The sequence below is a fragment of the Vibrio sp. IB15 genome (genome assembly GCF_016406055.1).
GTDB classification, from domain to species: Bacteria; Pseudomonadota; Gammaproteobacteria; order Enterobacterales; family Vibrionaceae; genus Vibrio; species Vibrio chagasii.
Map to the genome: position 1 here is coordinate 1 of NZ_JAEFCE010000017.1, position 17,340 is coordinate 17,340.

Genomic DNA, 17,340 nt, shown 5'->3' on the forward strand with positions numbered 1-17,340 from the left:
ACCATATCACTTACTACCGTTTTTGTTTTTAGTTCCCGCTAATCCGCGATGAACCAATTTTTATGCTACCCATTTTTATATATAACGTTGATTAATAATCCCTATTTATAATTCTAATAAAACCAAGCAGCAATTTCACTATCCTATTTCACAGGTTCAGTTTAAAGAGTCGCAATGCACCATCCATCTTATACCGAACTTATCTTCAACTTTGCCAAACCTAGCGCCCCAAAACGTGTCTGCAAGCGGCGTCATGATTCGCCCACCCTGTGTTAGTTTTTCAAAGATCTGCTCTTGGGTCGCGGTATCATCTATAACAAGAGAAAGTGCAAGGTTGTTCCCTTCAAGTTCTTTAGCTTTAACCCCATCAGACATCATCAGCTTCATACCAAAGGCTTCGAATTCAGCATGCATGATCCAATCAGGCTGCGCTCCCTCTATTACCTGTGGAGCATCACTAAAGAGTTGTTTCGATAAGACCACTCCACCAAAGCATTTATGATAAAAATCCAACGCCTCGCCACAACGACCATCGAAAAATAAGTAAGGGGTTACTGTCAGCATATCTTTCTCCTCTATTGCTACTTTAAACATAGACAATAGAAACAAGAATTACAGGTAACAGGCTGATTTCAGATGATTAATTTATTGAAGGTTATTACTACGATGGGAATTGATGAGATTTATGAATGAAACATCAAGATCTGACTGATTCGTAACTTGCATCCGAGCCAACAAGCTGGATTTCAAATTCACAAACGCTCAAAACGACGAAAGGTCGCTATAAAAGCGACCTTTCTATTTATGGTACCGGTTTAGGCGGACTGATTGGACAGGCATTCCTGCCGCTACCACGAAGGCAGCGCTTTACAGACTCCAGATACAACAAAGCCCCGACTTTCTTCGAGGCTCTGTCTTGGAATATGGTACCGGTAGGCGGACTTGAACCGCCACGCCCGAAGGCAACGGATTTTGAATCCGTCGTGTATACCAATTTCACCATACCGGCATTATCGTGGGCATTGCCCTGTCGATGTTTGGCATTATACGTAAGCAAGCTGATGTGGCAAGCATAAAAACTTGAATTCACGTGTGTTTGCCGATAATTTCGCCACTAAGTCATAAGCTGTGCGTCATGTCTCTTTTCACGCTCTGCCTTAAACTATATTCTGACGCCTAAATTTTTGAAGAAGTAATAACACCATGACATCTACCAACACACTGCCACCAGCTGGAATGATGCGCCGATTCGGAGCTTTGTTCTATGACGCTCTTATCGTGATCGCTATTGAAATGATGGCAGCTGGCGTCATTATCGCTTTACTGCATGCGCTTATGGCTCTTGGCATTTTTGACCACAGTGGTTATGCCGATGTCAGTGACTTCCTAACCAACCACCCTATCTGGAGCCCGGTTTACACATTTTATCTAGTAGCGGTTTGGGTTTACTTCTTTGTGTTCTTCTGGACTCGAGCTGGTCAAACTCTGGGAATGAGAGCGTGGAAACTTCGCGTTCAGAACAAAGATGGCTCTGCGATTACTGTCACTCAAGCTCTAATTCGCTTAGGAACTTCTAGTTTTGGTCTAGCCAATCTGTGCGTTCCATTAGATCCTCAAAAGCGTGGCTTTCACGATATCTGGGCAAAAACAGAAGTGGTTGTATTACCTCAAGCGCGATAGTATTTCTAAACAGCTTCAATCAAGATCAAAAAAGGAAGGCGTTATGCCTTCCTTTTGTATTTATAATTTCCGCCTCAAGAGCATCACGGCTATTCCGAGGAATACCACACTTGGGGCTATAGCACCAAAGGCCGGTGGTATCTGATACACCAAGCTCACAGGGCCAAAGAACTCACTGGATATATAGAAGGTAAAGCCTGCGATAACACCAGATAGGATTCTTGCCCCCATGGTCACGCTACGCAATGGACCAAAGATAAACGACAGTGCCATCAACATCATCACCGCGATCGAGATTGGCTGGGTTATCTTTCTCCACAACGCCAGTTCGTAACGAGCAGCATCTTGTTCTGACGCTTTCAAGTAAGATACGTAATCATACAACCCACTCAATGACAGCTCTTCTGGTTTAACCGTCACGATTGCAAGCTTGTCTGGTGCGAGTGATGTTTTCCAAGTGTATGTGGGCAAATTCTCTTTCGTTATCTGCAGTTCATTTTCAAACGAAGTGACGACAACATCTTTCATCGTCCAAACGTTGTCTCCAACGTAATCGACTTCTTTAGAATAGATAGCGGTTTTCAGAGCCTTGTTTTCATCAAAGCGCCACATGTTCATGCCATATAGCTTGTCATCGTCGATTTTGACAATAAAGATGAAATCATTGGCATCACGAGCCCAGACACCGCTTTGCGTGGAGATGATATTCCCCCCTGCAATCGATATGGTTCTTAAGTCACGAGCCATCTTTTGTGCTTGAGGTGCACCCCACTGCCCTAATAGCGTCACCACTATCATTAATGGAATCGCAGTCTTAAGTACCGACAAACCGATATCAAGTTTAGAGAAACCCGCCGCCTGCATTACTACTAGCTCAGAGCTCGCCGCAAGCATACCCAATCCAATCAACGCACCAAGCAAGGCTGCCATTGGGAAAAACATTTCGATATCACGCGGGATACTTAACAAAACAAAGTACAGAGCTTGGAGGAGATCGTAGGTACCACGACCCACTTTTCTCAACTGCTCCACATACTTGATTATCCCTGAGAGGCCAACAAACGTCACCAATACCAGTGACGTGGTTGCGATGATGGTTCTGCCTATATATAAATCGAGAATCTTAAACACGGCTTAAGCCAACCTCTTATTCTTGAATTTTTCTTTCAAACGCCTTACTGGCACGCTATCCATAAAGTTTGCACCAATCGCGACAATTAACAACAGCGCATTGATTGGCCACATGCCGACTACTGCAGGGATAGTGCCCTCTTCTATTGCTGATTTGGTTGCACTGATTGCCAAGAAGTAAGTCAGGTAAATCAATATTGCAGGACCAATCTTAGCGAAGCGTCCCTGCCTTGGGTTTACCGCCGAGAGTGGCACAACAAGCATGGTCAACAACGGAATACAGAGTACCAATGAAATTCGCCATTGCAATTCAGCTTTTGCGCTTTTGTTTGGATTACCGACAAGGTCAAGTGTCGGAATCGCTTCCCAATCACGACCTTTCTTCTCGACTTCTCGCTGGCCAATCAAGCCTTCATACTCTTCGAAGTGTGTCACCATATAATCAAGACGAGTTGGGACACCTTCATGACGAGTACCATCGTACATCACGATAACTTGGCGACCGTCGCTGAGCTCTTTTACATCGCCCGACTTCGAATACATCACACTTGGAAGCACAGAATCACGTGGACGCATTTGAGCAACGAACACGTTTTCTAGCTTATTACCGTCGATATCATCGATGAACACCACTGACGAACCATCTGGCGTTCCTTCAAATTTTCCCTTTGGTAGCAAATCAACACTGTTCTCTGCTGCCACTTCCTCATACATCTGTTCAACCTTGTCTTGCGACCAAGGGGACAACCAGAATGAGTTAAAAGCGGCAACCGATGCAGTAATCAAAGCTAAGTACAGTGCCGATTGAATCAGGAATTTGTTACCGATACCGGTCGCGTTCATGACCACTATTTCACTTTCAGCGTAAAGACGACCAAAAGTAAGCAAAATACCAATATAGATACTGAGCGGAAGCATCAATAAGCCCATCGCTGGCATATTTAGACTAACGATCGACAAGATTAGACTCGCAGGGATAGCACCATCAGAGGCGTCCGCTAACACACTGATGAATTTTTGGCTGAGAAACACGAGAAAGAGAACAAAAAAGATCGCAAATTGGCTCTTGATTGTCTCGCGGATCAAATATCTAACAATAATCACGCTCAAATTACCTATACAAAACTTGTTTTTTTGATTGAATCACTATAATTTCCCGTTGAACCTTTTATTTTTTTAAATTTTTAGCTAAGTGTTAGCGTTCTTCTTTAAGGTTAGTTCCATTATAGGATCCAACAAGTAAGAACCCATTATCTAACATTTAGTTCGATTTGTCTTCAGGATGTAGGAGTACGCATGGAGTTCAGTGTAAAAAGTGGTAGCCCAGAGAAACAACGCAGCGCATGTATCGTTGTCGGTGTATTCGAACCGCGCCGCCTTTCTCCAGTAGCCGAGCAATTAGATAAGATTAGCGATGGCTACATTAGTTCACTGCTTCGTCGCGGTGACCTAGAGGGTAAACCTGGCCAGATGCTACTGCTGCATCAAGTACCTGGTGTACTTTCAGAACGTGTTCTACTTGTAGGCTGTGGTAAAGAGCGTGAGCTAGGCGAGCGTCAATACAAAGAAATTATTCAGAAAACCATCAGCACACTAAACGAAACAGGTTCTATGGAAGCAGTATGTTTCCTAACAGAACTGCACGTTAAAGGCCGCGATACTTACTGGAAAGTTCGTCAAGCGGTAGAAGCGACTAAAGATGGTCTTTACACATTTGACCAATTCAAGAGCAACAAGCCAGAGACTCGTCGCCCACTACGTAAATTGGTATTCAACGTACCAACACGTCGTGAACTGAGCCTAGGTGAAAAAGCGATTGCTCACGGTCTTGCTATTGCTTCAGGTGTGAAAGCATCTAAAGATCTTGGCAACATGCCGCCAAACATCGCTAACCCAGCTTACCTTGCATCTCAAGCTCGTCGCCTAGCTGACGACTTCGATACCGTAACGACTAAGATCATCGGTGAAGAAGAGATGGAAAAATTGGGCATGACCTCTTACCTAGCGGTTGGTCGTGGTTCAAAGAACGAATCTATGATGTCTATCATGGAGTACAAGGGCGCACCAGATTCTGATGCAAAACCGATTGTACTTGTTGGTAAAGGCCTAACGTTCGATTCAGGCGGTATCTCACTTAAGCCTGGCGAAGGTATGGATGAGATGAAGTACGACATGTGTGGTGCTGCATCTGTATTCGGTACGATGAAAGCGCTAGCTAAACTGAACCTACCAATCAACGTTGTTGGTATTCTTGCTGGTTGTGAAAACATGCCAGGTAGCAATGCTTACCGCCCAGGTGACATCCTAACGACGATGTCAGGCCAAACAGTTGAAGTGTTAAACACTGATGCTGAAGGTCGCTTGGTTCTTTGTGATGCGCTAACTTACGTTGAGCGTTTCGAACCAGATTGTGTGGTTGACGTTGCAACACTAACAGGCGCGTGTGTTATTGCTCTAGGCCACCACATCAGTGGCGTTCTATCAAACCACAACCCGCTATCTCACGAACTTGTGAATGCTTCTGAGCAAGCAAGTGACCGTGCATGGCGTCTACCAATGGCAGACGAGTACCATGAGCAGCTAAACAGCCCATTCGCAGATATGGCGAACATCGGCGGCCGCCCAGGCGGTACTATCACTGCTGGTTGCTTCCTGTCTAAGTTCACTAAGAAATATCACTGGGCTCACCTAGATATCGCAGGTACAGCTTGGAAATCTGGCGCAGCAAAAGGCTCGACAGGTCGTCCTGTCTCAATGCTAGTCCAATTCTTATTGAACCGCAGCGGCCAAGAGACTGAAGAGCAATCTTCAAAATAGTAAAAAGGGCCTACGGGCCCTTTTTTAATAAGCGCTATTTGTTAGGGTCTATTGACCAAGTAAGATAAATAGCCACGATTTTTAGTTCGAGTATTAAGTATGCAAACAGCTACGTTTTACATAGTGTCATCAGACAGCCCACAAGCGAGTGAAGAAGGTTTCGCTAACTATGTACTGTTTCTTGCTCAGCACTTTGCAAAACAAGGCGCTAAACTTTATCTCAACTGTAATGACAAAGCCCATGCCGAGCGTATCGCAGAAGTTTTCTGGCAAGTCGATCCCAGTGAATTTATTGCGCATAACTTGGTTGGCGAAGGCCCGAAGTATTCAACCAACATTGAGATTGGCTACCAAGGCGTAAAGCACAATTGGAATCGTCAGCTAGTAATTAATCTGGCCGATAATCATACAACCTTTGCGAACGCCTTTGCTCAGGTGATAGACTTCGTCCCTTGCGAAGAAAAAGCTAAGCAACTCGCTCGAGAAAGGTATAAAATTTACCGTCAGGCTGGATATCAGCTGCAGACTATCGAGATTCAACATCCATAGTCAAACCTCATAGATAAAGCTATCTTTGAATTTAGATTCAAGAAGCTTCACTTATGAAGTTTGACCACGATTAACCATTCACAGTATCCGTTTAAGAGCACTATGGAAAAGACATACAACCCAACATCAATCGAACAAGCTCTATATCAGACTTGGGAAGAGAAAGGCTACTTTAAGCCACACGGTGACACATCAAAAGAAGCTTACAGCATCATGATCCCGCCACCGAACGTCACTGGTAGCCTACACATGGGTCACGCGTTCCAAGACACTATCATGGATACTCTAATCCGTGCTGAGCGTATGAAAGGTAAGAACACGCTTTGGCAAGTGGGTACTGACCACGCTGGTATCGCAACTCAAATGGTTGTTGAGCGTAAGATCGCGGCAGAAGAAGGCAAAACTAAGCACGATTACGGTCGTGACGCTTTCATCGACAAGATCTGGGAATGGAAAAACGAATCTGGTGGCACAATCACTAAGCAACTTCGTCGTCTAGGCGCATCGGTAGACTGGGACCGTGAGCGTTTCACTATGGATGATGGCCTATCAAACGCTGTTCAAGAAGTGTTTGTTCGCCTATACGAAGATGACCTAATCTACCGTGGTAAGCGTCTAGTAAACTGGGATCCTAAACTGCACACAGCAATTTCTGATCTTGAAGTTGAAAACAAAGACAAAAAAGGCCACATGTGGCACTTCCGCTACCCACTAGCAGACGGTGTGAAAACCGCTGAAGGTAAAGACTACATTGTTGTTGCGACAACTCGTCCAGAAACCATGCTTGGCGATACTGGTGTTGCAGTAAACCCAGAAGATCCACGTTACAAAGATCTTATCGGTAAAGAGATCCTACTTCCTATCGTTAACCGTCTAATCCCTATCGTAGGCGATGAGCACGCGGACATGGAAAAAGGCACAGGTTGTGTGAAGATCACTCCTGCTCACGACTTTAACGATTACGAAGTTGGTAAGCGCAACAACCTACCAATGATCAACATCCTAACGTTCAACGCAGACATCCGTGATGCGGCTGAAGTATTCACTACTAACGGTGAAGCGAGCGATGTTTACTCAACTGAGCTACCTGCTAAGTACCACGGCATGGAGCGTTTTGCTGCTCGTAAAGCGATCGTTGCTGAATTCGAAGAACTTGGTCTATTAGACGAGAGCAAAGATCACGACCTAACCGTTCCTTACGGCGACCGTGGTGGCGTGGTTATCGAACCAATGCTAACTGACCAATGGTACGTACGTGCTGCACCTCTTGCTGAGCCTGCTGTTAAAGCGGTTGAAGATGGTGAGATCCAATTCGTTCCTAAGCAATACGAAAACATGTACTTCTCTTGGATGCGTGACATTCAAGACTGGTGTATCTCTCGTCAACTTTGGTGGGGTCACCGCATCCCAGCATGGTACGACAACGATGGCAACGTATACGTAGGCCGTACTGAAGAAGAAGTACGTGCAAACAACAACCTTGCACCTGTAGTAGTACTTCGCCAAGACGACGACGTACTAGATACATGGTTCTCTTCTGCACTATGGACTTTCGGTACTCAAGGCTGGCCAGAGCAAACTGAAGACCTGAAGACATTCCACCCTTCAGACGTTCTAGTAACGGGCTTCGACATCATTTTCTTCTGGGTTGCGCGTATGATCATGATGACCATGCACTTCAACAAGGATGAAAACGGTAAGTCGCAAGTACCATTCAAGACAGTTTACGTTACGGGCCTAATCCGTGACGAAAACGGCGACAAGATGTCTAAGTCTAAAGGTAACGTTCTTGACCCTATCGACATGATCGATGGTATCGACCTTGAGTCTCTGGTAGAGAAGCGTTGTGGCAACATGATGCAGCCTCAACTAGCGAAGAAGATCGAGAAGAACACGCGTAAGACTTTCGAAAACGGTATCGAACCATACGGTACTGACGCGCTACGTTTCACTCTTGCTGCTATGGCTTCAACTGGCCGTGACATCAACTGGGATATGAAGCGTCTTGAAGGTTACCGTAACTTCTGTAACAAGCTATGGAACGCAAGCCGTTACGTGCTGATGAACACAGAAGAGCACGATTGTGGCATGTCACTATCTGCAGAAGACCGTGCAAACATGGAATTCTCTCTAGCAGATAAGTGGATTGAATCTCAGTTTGAGCTAGCAGCGAAAGAGTTTAACGCTCACCTAGACAACTACCGTCTAGACATGGCAGCAAACACGCTTTACGAATTCATCTGGAACCAATTCTGTGACTGGTACCTAGAGCTAACTAAGCCAGTTCTATGGAAAGGTACAGAAGCTCAGCAACAAGCGACTCGCTACATGCTGATCACGGTTCTAGAGAAGACACTACGTCTTGCTCACCCAGTACTTCCTTACATCACTGAATCTATCTGGCAGAGCGTTAAGCCACTAGTAGACGGTGTTGAAGGCGACACTATCATGACTCAAGCGCTTCCTCAGTTTAACGAAGAGAACTTCGACGCTGAGATCGTAGAAGACATCGAATGGGTTAAGACTTTCATTACTGCTATCCGTAACCTACGCGCAGAGTACGACATTGCACCTAGCAAAGGTCTAGAAGTAATGATCAAAGTTGCTAGTGAGAAAGACGCGGCACGTATCGAAGCGAACAAGGTAGTTCTAAACTCTCTTGCTAAACTAGATAGCCTAACTGTTCTTGCTCAAGATGCTGAGACTCCAGCATGTGCGACTAAGCTAGTGGGTCAATCTGAGCTGATGATCCCAATGGCCGGTCTGATCGACAAGGACGCAGAACTTGCTCGCCTTGATAAAGAAGTGCAGAAAACTCACGGCGAAATCAAGCGTATCGAAGGCAAGCTAGGTAACGAAGGTTTCGTTGCTAAAGCACCTGAAGCGGTTATCGCGAAAGAGCGTGAGAAGCTAGTGGGTTACCAAGAGACACTAACTAAGCTTGAAGAGCAAAAAGCGACCATTGCAGCTCTTTAATCCTCGCTCAATGAGAAGCCTTTAAACTTCTCGTTACAGATAAAAAGGTTGGCCTTATGGTCAGCCTTTTTTTATGCCATTGGACTTATCACCCAATAACAGCACTTTCCAAACTTCGCCGGCAGTTTGATAGCTTTTGCCTATCAAATTAATCTCTAATACCCATTTCATTTAATGATAATAATTCTCAATAATAGCTCTATCGAAACAACACAACGATTGAGTAATTATCATGAAAAAGACACTAACCTTTGCTGCATTACATTTTACTATCGCATTTAGTGTCGCTTACGTACTAACAGGCGACATCTTAATTGGTAGCTTAATTGCCATGATTGAGCCCTCTGTAAATACGGTCGCCTTCTATTTTCATGAAAAGGCGTGGGCTCAAGTTCCAGCGCTTAAAGCTCGTCAGTGGATGACCAAATTAAAAACCGCCAGCTTTGCGACCATCCACTTCAGTGTTGCTTTTACCGTGGTCTACTTGCTGACTGGTGACGCCTTTGTTGGTGGTGTGATGGCAATGCTAGAGCCCGCTCTAAATACAGTCGCGTACTACTTCCATGAGAAAGTGTGGTTACGTAAATCAGACGCTCAAGCACCACAGTTTTGCGTCCACCAGCACGCTTAAACAGAGAATCGAATCTTACCCATTGACAAAGTTGCGCACCGCAATTAAATTGATTGCGGTGCGCAACTTTATTTTTGAGGTAAGTAATTATGAATGCTCGACAACTAAGACACTACTCCCGCCAAGCCGTTCGCTTACTGGGTATGCTCGATAAGCAATGTGGCGAAATAGCCCTAACCCCAGTCCAAGCTCATGCATTAGGAGAAATTCAACTCCAACCGCTGACGATCAACCAACTCGCACAACGATTGAATGTCGACAAGTCGAATGCCAGTCGTACTGTCGCAGGGCTAAACAAGTTAGAGTTGACCGACAGTATCGAGAATCCGAATGACAAGCGCAGTCAAAAGGTCATACTCACCACTAGAGGACAGCAGGTGCTGTCAGAGCTAGACCAACAGCAAAATACCTTCTTCGACAATATGCTAGAAGCCCTGAGTGAAGATGAACAGCAACAGTTAAAGCTTGGGTTAGAGGTTTACCTCAAAGGGCTAACTAAAGTCTGCCAAGCTGACGAGTTTGTATTGCGCCCACTCACTCAAGCTGACAATAAACAAGTTGCCGATGTCATTCGACAAGTCTCTGCCGAACATGGCCTAACCGCAGACAAAGGCTATGGTGTGTCTGACCCAACGCTTGATGACATGTACTCTGTATATAGCCAAGACAATGCGATGTACTGGGTGATTGAGCATCAAGGTGGGGTTGTGGGCGGCGGCGGCTTTGCCCCACTAGCAGGCCGACCAGACGTATGTGAGCTACAAAAGATGTATTTCTTAAAACAGACTCGCGGACAAGGGCTGGCAAAACGCATCGTCGCTTTAAGTTTAAAGCTTTCCAAGCAATTGGGTTATCAACAGATGTACTTAGAAACAACAGAGTGTTTGGGAGCTGCGATTAAGCTTTATGAAGCGTTAGGCTTTGAGCACCTAGAGAGTGCTTGGGGAGAAACAGGCCACGACGCTTGTGAAGTGGTCATGGCCAAAACGTTGTAGTGCAGCTTCTAGCGTAAAAAATTACTCACACAAGATGCAGGATTAAGAGCAACAAAAGAACTCTCCTTTTGCCCATCGAGCTCAACCTCTAATTGATATAAATGCTTAGGGTTGGGCTTATCAACATTAAAGACAATCGGTGCTTCAACTTGGAACACAACACCAGTGTGTTCTGCACGTACATCTATCGGCATCACCAGTGTCATACCATCGAACTTAATTGATGCCGATACCAGCCCAGCTTTAAGCGTCTGGTAGATCACATCCACTTTAAACTCACAACCACCGCCGTGGTGCCAGATCTGCTCAGTGACGACTTGGTCCAGCTTCACATTACGAACAAACTGCAGATAAGGAGCTTGCCAAATACCCATTCGAGAGTCTGATCTCGCAATGGTTAGCGGAGATAATGGCTCATCCATATCTTCTTCGAGCAACAACCCTTCCTCTTCTTCAAGAAACAGGATCTCAAAGCGATTTCGGCCTGGCTGCATGTAAGGGCGAATATCTTTACGGTACTCTTCTTGGCTGCCATCACAATCAAAGACTGCCACACCATTGAGTCGCACTTCAGCAAAGTAATCCACACCCGCAACGACTAGCTCAACAAAGGGGCAAGCCAGCATCGCATCATCGACTTCAATGTCGTGCATTAAATGCCACTCTTGTGCCGCAATCTCTTCTTCACTTAATGTGTTAGGAAGTTTTGTGCTCAGCGGTGCAGGAAAAGTAATATCATCTTGGGGTATAGAGAGGTCTGTCAGTGGCGATATTTGCCAAAGACCGTCAAGTTGCAGCCGCATATCATTCCTTGAGCTAGATCAATTTTGACCGCATTATAATGAATGAATGCATTTAAAGACATTTATTTTTCTGAGGATAAAAAATGCCAGCTCAAGGCTGGCACTTTTCAAACTGGGAAGAAATTACTCTTCACCTTCATCATCTTCTTCAGGGTAGATAGCATCTTCACCTTCGTAGTAAGTGCCCCAACCGTCGTAGATTATGTCGAATTTCTCTGCAAGGTTCACAAGCTTCTCAACTTGTGCATCGATCGCTTCTGCATCTAGAGCTGACTGCATAGTCGCATCACAACAAAGTAGCTTGTTGCCATCTTCGTCTTCTGTCTCTTCAGCTTCAAGTACTTCAAAACCCATTTTGAATGCTTCAACAACGGCTTTCTCAAGCACTTCGAAATCTTCAGCAAATAGGTGATGCTCGATATCGTATAGAGCTTCAGGATCGCTACCATCTTCAATTAGTGCTTCAATGATGTCGCGAGTCTCTTCCTTTTGAAATTCAATTAATTCCGCTACTGATAGATATTCATCTTCGTGAGACATGTGTCTGCTCCAGAGTGTTGACTATGAAAAGATCAAATTTGATTGCCACGAAATATGGCACGGATCGTCCAGAAAAGCCACCCAGATCAGGCATAGAAAGATAAGTTTATCGCTAGATAGCAGAAGTAATATCAATTCAAAAGTGAAACCAAAATCACAGAAACAAATTTTCAACATTTTATTAACCGGTGACTATTTCAGCATTTCGTCTCTAATGTCACTTTTGAGCATATTAAATAGAAATTGCGTGCTTAGTCATGGTGAATGCATACGCTGAACTGGTTTTGAGATGCATAAAACCTCAAGTTACTTTCAAAAAATGCATAATAGTGAATAGAAAATCACTAATAATAAGCAAAATAGATTTCAGACATAGCGCAGATTGAGCATAGATCCTCAAAAATGTTGTTCCATGCCAAACGCACTCAATTGGAATTTAACACCTAACTTTCAACCAAAAATGGTTTTTAGTTCGGATAATTTCAAAAATACTTCATTTTTACACGAACTCTAAAACTTGCATATTACGATCAAGCTTGTCATAAATAGACGCTGGATTAAAAGTAAGGATGCAAAATGAGTAAGCTGTACGTTGGCTCCGAAGTCGGTCAATTAAGACGAGTTCTCCTAAATCGACCTGAAAGAGCACTCACCCACCTCACCCCTTCTAACTGTCATGACCTTCTATTTGATGATGTATTGGCTGTGGAAGCTGCTGGTGAAGAACACGATGCCTTTGCAGAGACACTACGTAATCAAGACGTAGAAGTACTGCTACTGCACGATTTATTGGTAGAGACGCTTGCCGTACCTCAAGCACGCGAATGGCTGCTAAACACTCAAATCTCAGATTTCCGTTATGGGCCTACCTTTGCTCGTGACTTAAGAAACTATCTTGCTCAAATGGATAATGAGCATCTAGCAACAATCTTACTGGGTGGCTTGGCGTATTCAGAGCTTCCTATCAAATCATCATCGATGCTTCCTAAAATGCATCGCCCACTTGATTTCGTTATCGAGCCACTGCCTAACCACCTATTTACACGCGATACTTCGTGTTGGGTTTATGGCGGTGTGTCGCTAAACCCTATGATGAAGCCAGCACGTCAACGTGAGACAAACCATCTACGCGCTATCTATCGCTGGCACCCAGTGTTTGCAGGGCAAGACTTCATTAAGTACTTTGGTGATGAGGACCTTCATTACGACAACGCCAACATTGAAGGCGGCGATGTACTGGTTATTGGTAAAGGCGCGGTACTTATCGGTATTTCTGAGCGTACCAAACCACAAGGCGTTGAGAACTTAGCGGCGAGCCTATTTAAGTCAGGGCAAGCAACCGAAGTGATCGCTATCGATCTACCAAAGCACCGTTCATGTATGCACCTTGATACGGTAATGACACACATGGATATCGATACCTTCTCTGTGTATCCAGAAATCGTTCGTAAAGATTTAGACACATGGCGCCTAACACCAAAAGAGAATGGTGAGATGCGCGTAGAGAAAGCGGAAAACTACCTGTCAGCGATTGAAGGTGCGCTAGGTCTTGATCAGCTTAAGATCATCACTACAGGTGGTGACAACTACGAAGCTGAGCGTGAGCAGTGGAATGACGCCAACAACGTACTGACAGTGAAACCGGGCACGGTTATCGGTTACGAACGTAATGTTTACACCAACGAGAAGTACGACAAGGCAGGTATCGAAGTTCTGACGATTCCAGGTAATGAACTGGGGCGTGGCCGTGGTGGCGCTCGTTGTATGAGCTGCCCTATCGAAAGAGACGGTATCTAAGCCGATAGCTCAATAGAGTAAAAATACAATAACTCAACTAGGCCAGTACCATTGTACTGGCCTTTTTCATGAAATAAATAAAATAAATATTCACAAATATAGCATTTTTATGTTTAACTAAGTTCTTCATTGATTCTATATACGCAAGGAGCGAAAGATGGCCTTTAATCTTCGCAATCGTAACTTTCTAAAACTACTCGACTTTACTCCTAAAGAGATTCAGTTTTTACTCGACCTGTCAGCTGACCTTAAAAAAGCTAAGTATGCAGGTACTGAGCAGAAGAAGCTTACTGGTAAAAACATCGCTTTGATCTTTGAAAAGGCATCAACACGAACTCGATGTGCGTTTGAAGTCGCCGCTTTTGATCAAGGTGCTCAAGTGTCTTACTTGGGTCCTTCTGGCTCTCAGATCGGTCAAAAAGAATCAATGAAAGATACTGCACGCGTATTAGGTCGTATGTACGATGGCATCGAGTACCGTGGCTTTGGTCAGAGTATCGTCGAAGACCTTGGCGCTTATGCTGGCGTTCCAGTGTGGAATGGCCTTACTGATGAATTTCACCCAACTCAGATCTTGGCTGACTTCCTGACCATGTTAGAACACGGTCGCGGTAAACTGCTGTATCAAATCAGCTTTGCTTATCTGGGTGATGCTCGTAACAATATGGGTAACTCTCTATTAGTAGGAGCTGCCAAGATGGGCATGGATATTCGTCTTGTCGCGCCAAAAGCCTTCTGGCCAGAAGAACAACTTGTCGAAGAGTGCCAAGCTATCGCGCAAAGTACCGGCGCTAAAATCACGCTGACTGAAGACGTTGCTGAAGGCGTAAAAGGCTGTGACTTCCTCTACACCGATGTTTGGGTATCGATGGGCGAAGCACCAGAAGCTTGGGATGAACGTGTGGCAGTGATGAAACCATATCAAGTGAATATGGATGTGATTAAACTGACGGGCAACCCTCAAGTGAAATTCATGCATTGCTTACCCGCTTTCCACAATAATGAGACCGTTATCGGTCAGCAAGTAGCTGATAAATATGGTATGAACGGTTTGGAAGTGACGGATGAAGTGTTTGAATCTGACTACTCTATTGTGTTTGATGAAGCAGAAAATCGCATGCACACCATCAAAGCCGTTATGGTCGCAACACTCGGTTAATTGAGAATAGTGAAAGTAAACAAAAGCTTGATGTAATCGCTTGCGCTCACAAATTGAAAGCGTATAATTCTCGGCAATTTGTCTGAGAGTAGTGAAAATGACGCCAACCAATATTGTGATCACACATAATAAGATTGTGAAAACACCTAATATTGCTCGCAAGCTAGCATGCTTGCCAGGCGGTCTATTCTGCTTTTCAGCACTTTTTTAAAGCCTCCCATTATGGGGGGCTTTTTTGTGGCCAATACATTATTGTGGGGAAGAAGATCATGGCGAATTCGCTCTATCAAAAGCACATCATCTCAATTCCAGAGCTTTCTCGTGAAGAGCTAGAATTAATTGTTCAAACGGCTGGTCAGCTTAAAGCAGAACCAAACCCAGAACTTATCAAGAACAAAGTTGTGGCGAGCTGCTTCTTCGAACCTTCAACACGAACTCGTCTCTCTTTTGAAACTGCGATTCAACGCATCGGTGGTGATGTGATTGGTTTCGACAGCGGCGGTAACACCTCACTGGCAAAAAAGGGCGAAACGCTAGCAGACTCAGTACAGGTTATCTCTTCCTACGTTGATGCTTACGTAATGCGTCACCCACAAGAAGGTGCAGCGCGCCTAGCATCAGAGTTCTCAAATGGTGTCCCTGTCATCAACGCTGGTGATGGTGCTAACCAACACCCAACACAGACTCTGCTTGATCTGTTCTCTATCGCAGAGACACAAGGCCGCCTAGACAACCTTAATGTGGCGTTCGTTGGTGACCTTAAATACGGCCGCACGGTTCACTCTCTCACTCAAGCACTGGCTAAGTTCGATAACATCTGTTTCTACTTTGTAGCGCCAGAAGCATTGGCTATGCCTGATTACATCTGTGAAGAGCTTGATGAAGCTGGCATCAAATACCAACTACTGACCGACATGGAAGGTGTGATTCCTGAGCTGGATGTTCTATACATGACTCGCGTACAGAAAGAACGCTTTGATGAGTCGGAATACGCACACATCAAGTCAGCCTACATCCTAACGGCTGCTCTATTAGAAAATGCACGTGATAACTTGAAGGTACTGCACCCACTTCCTCGCGTTGATGAAATCACTGTCGATGTCGATAAAACACCTTACGCTTACTACTTCCAGCAAGCTGAAAATGGTGTTTACGCGCGTGAAGCATTACTAGCCCTTGTTCTTAACGAAACGCTGTAGAGGAGAGATATCATGTCTAAAGAGACTCAATTAAAAGTTGAAGCAATCAAGAACGGTACCGTTATCGACCATATCCCAGCAAACATCGGGATCAAGGTGCTAAAACTGTTTGATATGCACAACTCTCATCAGCGTGTCACTATTGGTTTGAACCTGCCTTCTTCAGCACTTGGCGGTAAAGACTTACTTAAAATTGAGAATGTGTTTATCACCGAAGAGCAAGCAAACAAGTTAGCACTGTACGCACCTCATGCGACGGTAAACCAAATCGAAGATTACGAAGTGGTTAAGAAGCTAGCGCTTGAACTGCCTGAGCAGATCAACGATGTGTTTGAGTGTCCCAACACCAACTGCATTACTCACAACGAGCCGGTTGAGAGCAGCTTTATGATCTTTGAAAAGAATGAAGACATTCGCCTGAAATGTAAGTACTGCGAAAAAGTCTTCTCTCGCGAGATCGTAACCGAAAGATAAGCTTTCGCGTAGCACGCAATAAATGTAAAAACTATGAAATACCTCGCCCGTGCGGGGTATTTTGCGCTTTACCTAGCCACGGTTTGTAGGCACACTGAAAAACGATTTTTATCTAATAACTGATGGAATAAACCAATGACTAAAGTACTTCACACAGAATCGGCTCCAGCTGCAATCGGCCCATACGTACAAGGCGTTGACCTTGGCAACATGGTACTGACTTCTGGTCAAATCCCAGTAAACCCAGCAACTGGTGAAGTATCTGCTGATATCGCAGAGCAAGCACGCCAATCTCTAGACAACGTTAAAGCGGTTGTAGAAGCTTCTGGCCTGACTGTAAAAGACATCGTTAAGCTAACTGTATTCGTTAAAGACCTAAACGACTTCGGCACAGTAAACGAAGTTTACGGTAAATTCTTTGATGAGCACGGCGTTGCAAACTACCCTGCACGTTCATGTGTTGAAGTAGCTCGTCTACCAAAAGATGTTGGTATCGAGATCGAAGCTATTGCAGTTCGCAAATAGGTTTCACCCTATTTAATCAGTGGCTTAGTGCTGAACTAAGCCCTGATGAGATAAAAAAAGGTTG

The 17,340-nt window shown here is 44.7% G+C and carries 16 protein-coding genes and 1 tRNA gene; 11 read left to right on the plus strand and 6 right to left on the minus strand.

Annotated elements, in window-relative coordinates; all coding sequences use genetic code 11:
• Positions 1 to 156: 156 nt before the first annotated feature.
• Together JC606_RS08395 and JC606_RS08400 are read right to left on the minus strand one after the other, a co-directional pair.
• Positions 157 to 564: a VOC family protein gene (locus JC606_RS08395; protein ID WP_137409210.1), complete on the minus strand. Its 408-nt coding sequence runs from the start codon at positions 562 to 564 to the stop codon at positions 157 to 159.
• A gap of 360 nt (positions 565 to 924) precedes the next feature.
• Positions 925 to 1,009, minus strand: a tRNA-Leu gene (locus JC606_RS08400).
• A 194-nt stretch (positions 1,010 to 1,203) separates the two neighbouring features.
• On the opposite strand from JC606_RS08400, the gene JC606_RS08405 reads away from it, so the two are divergent.
• Positions 1,204 to 1,680 carry an RDD family protein gene (locus tag JC606_RS08405; protein WP_198778428.1) on the plus strand — a complete coding sequence of 159 codons (477 nt, stop codon included), beginning with the start codon at positions 1,204 to 1,206 and terminating at the stop codon, positions 1,678 to 1,680.
• A 60-nt stretch (positions 1,681 to 1,740) separates the two neighbouring features.
• Here JC606_RS08405 and lptG read toward each other — a convergent pair whose 3' ends face one another.
• Both lptG and lptF read right to left on the minus strand, forming a co-directional pair.
• Positions 1,741 to 2,811 carry an LPS export ABC transporter permease LptG gene (gene lptG / locus JC606_RS08410; protein ID WP_105025884.1) on the minus strand — a complete coding sequence of 357 codons (1,071 nt, stop codon included), beginning with the start codon at positions 2,809 to 2,811 and terminating at the stop codon, positions 1,741 to 1,743.
• Between the two features lie 3 nt (positions 2,812 to 2,814).
• Positions 2,815 to 3,915, minus strand: a complete 1,101-nt coding sequence (gene lptF, locus JC606_RS08415; protein WP_137407619.1) for an LPS export ABC transporter permease LptF — start codon at positions 3,913 to 3,915, stop codon at positions 2,815 to 2,817.
• A 192-nt stretch (positions 3,916 to 4,107) separates the two neighbouring features.
• Between lptF and pepA the strand changes: the two genes are divergently transcribed.
• The 5 genes from pepA (at position 4,108) to JC606_RS08440 (ending at position 10,779) form a co-directional block, all read left to right on the plus strand.
• Complete coding sequence (pepA, locus tag JC606_RS08420) at positions 4,108 to 5,628, plus strand: leucyl aminopeptidase (RefSeq protein ID WP_137407618.1); 1,521 nt, start codon at positions 4,108 to 4,110, stop codon at positions 5,626 to 5,628.
• A 99-nt stretch (positions 5,629 to 5,727) separates the two neighbouring features.
• A complete protein-coding gene (locus tag JC606_RS08425; RefSeq protein ID WP_102424476.1) occupies positions 5,728 to 6,177 on the plus strand; it encodes a DNA polymerase III subunit chi in 450 nt (149 codons plus the stop codon).
• 102 nt (positions 6,178 to 6,279) lie between these two features.
• Positions 6,280 to 9,153, plus strand: a complete 2,874-nt coding sequence (locus tag JC606_RS08430) for a valine--tRNA ligase (protein ID WP_198778429.1) — start codon at positions 6,280 to 6,282, stop codon at positions 9,151 to 9,153.
• A 232-nt stretch (positions 9,154 to 9,385) separates the two neighbouring features.
• A complete protein-coding gene (locus JC606_RS08435) occupies positions 9,386 to 9,784 on the plus strand; it encodes a DUF2061 domain-containing protein (RefSeq protein WP_004738671.1) in 399 nt (132 codons plus the stop codon).
• 89 nt (positions 9,785 to 9,873) lie between these two features.
• Entirely contained in the window at positions 9,874 to 10,779 is a 906-nt protein-coding gene (locus JC606_RS08440) for a bifunctional helix-turn-helix transcriptional regulator/GNAT family N-acetyltransferase (protein WP_137407615.1), read from the plus strand.
• An 8-nt stretch (positions 10,780 to 10,787) separates the two neighbouring features.
• Here the strand turns inward: JC606_RS08440 and JC606_RS08445 are convergent, their stop codons facing one another.
• On the minus strand, positions 10,788 to 11,582 hold the full coding sequence (locus JC606_RS08445) for a glycosyl hydrolase 2 galactose-binding domain-containing protein (protein ID WP_198778430.1): 795 nt from the start codon (positions 11,580 to 11,582) through the stop codon (positions 10,788 to 10,790).
• 123 nt (positions 11,583 to 11,705) lie between these two features.
• Positions 11,706 to 12,122 carry a ribonuclease E inhibitor RraB gene (gene rraB, locus JC606_RS08450; RefSeq protein ID WP_004738675.1) on the minus strand — a complete coding sequence of 139 codons (417 nt, stop codon included), beginning with the start codon at positions 12,120 to 12,122 and terminating at the stop codon, positions 11,706 to 11,708.
• A gap of 576 nt (positions 12,123 to 12,698) precedes the next feature.
• On the opposite strand from rraB, the gene arcA reads away from it, so the two are divergent.
• From arcA to JC606_RS08475, 5 genes are all read left to right on the plus strand, one after another.
• Complete coding sequence (gene arcA / locus JC606_RS08455; protein WP_004738676.1) at positions 12,699 to 13,919, plus strand: arginine deiminase; 1,221 nt, start codon at positions 12,699 to 12,701, stop codon at positions 13,917 to 13,919.
• A gap of 157 nt (positions 13,920 to 14,076) precedes the next feature.
• Positions 14,077 to 15,078 (plus strand): ornithine carbamoyltransferase, encoded by a 1,002-nt coding sequence (locus JC606_RS08460; protein ID WP_198778431.1) that lies wholly within the window; start codon positions 14,077 to 14,079, stop codon positions 15,076 to 15,078.
• Positions 15,079 to 15,347: 269 nt separating this feature from the next.
• Positions 15,348 to 16,277, plus strand: coding sequence for an aspartate carbamoyltransferase (gene pyrB, locus JC606_RS08465; RefSeq protein WP_102425524.1), 930 nt, complete (start codon positions 15,348 to 15,350; stop codon positions 16,275 to 16,277).
• 12 nt (positions 16,278 to 16,289) lie between these two features.
• Positions 16,290 to 16,751: an aspartate carbamoyltransferase regulatory subunit gene (pyrI, locus tag JC606_RS08470; RefSeq protein ID WP_137407611.1), complete on the plus strand. Its 462-nt coding sequence runs from the start codon at positions 16,290 to 16,292 to the stop codon at positions 16,749 to 16,751.
• Positions 16,752 to 16,886: 135 nt separating this feature from the next.
• The gene (locus JC606_RS08475; protein ID WP_004738682.1) at positions 16,887 to 17,276 is read left to right on the plus strand and encodes a RidA family protein; all 390 of its coding nucleotides are present in this window, start codon (positions 16,887 to 16,889) and stop codon (positions 17,274 to 17,276) included.
• Positions 17,277 to 17,340 lie beyond the last annotated feature (64 nt).

Coding starts and splice junctions, on each gene's coding strand:
- JC606_RS08395 (WP_137409210.1), bottom strand. CDS start 564: ATGCTGACAGTAACCCCTTACTTATTTTTCGATGGTCGTTGTGGCGAG.
- JC606_RS08405 (WP_198778428.1), top strand. CDS start 1,204: ATGACATCTACCAACACACTGCCACCAGCTGGAATGATGCGCCGATTC.
- pepA (WP_137407618.1), top strand. CDS start 4,108: ATGGAGTTCAGTGTAAAAAGTGGTAGCCCAGAGAAACAACGCAGCGCA.
- JC606_RS08425 (WP_102424476.1), top strand. CDS start 5,728: ATGCAAACAGCTACGTTTTACATAGTGTCATCAGACAGCCCACAAGCG.
- JC606_RS08430 (WP_198778429.1), top strand. CDS start 6,280: ATGGAAAAGACATACAACCCAACATCAATCGAACAAGCTCTATATCAG.
- JC606_RS08435 (WP_004738671.1), top strand. CDS start 9,386: ATGAAAAAGACACTAACCTTTGCTGCATTACATTTTACTATCGCATTT.
- JC606_RS08440 (WP_137407615.1), top strand. CDS start 9,874: ATGAATGCTCGACAACTAAGACACTACTCCCGCCAAGCCGTTCGCTTA.
- JC606_RS08445 (WP_198778430.1), bottom strand. CDS start 11,582: ATGCGGCTGCAACTTGACGGTCTTTGGCAAATATCGCCACTGACAGAC.
- rraB (WP_004738675.1), bottom strand. CDS start 12,122: ATGTCTCACGAAGATGAATATCTATCAGTAGCGGAATTAATTGAATTT.
- arcA (WP_004738676.1), top strand. CDS start 12,699: ATGAGTAAGCTGTACGTTGGCTCCGAAGTCGGTCAATTAAGACGAGTT.
- JC606_RS08460 (WP_198778431.1), top strand. CDS start 14,077: ATGGCCTTTAATCTTCGCAATCGTAACTTTCTAAAACTACTCGACTTT.
- pyrB (WP_102425524.1), top strand. CDS start 15,348: ATGGCGAATTCGCTCTATCAAAAGCACATCATCTCAATTCCAGAGCTT.
- pyrI (WP_137407611.1), top strand. CDS start 16,290: ATGTCTAAAGAGACTCAATTAAAAGTTGAAGCAATCAAGAACGGTACC.
- JC606_RS08475 (WP_004738682.1), top strand. CDS start 16,887: ATGACTAAAGTACTTCACACAGAATCGGCTCCAGCTGCAATCGGCCCA.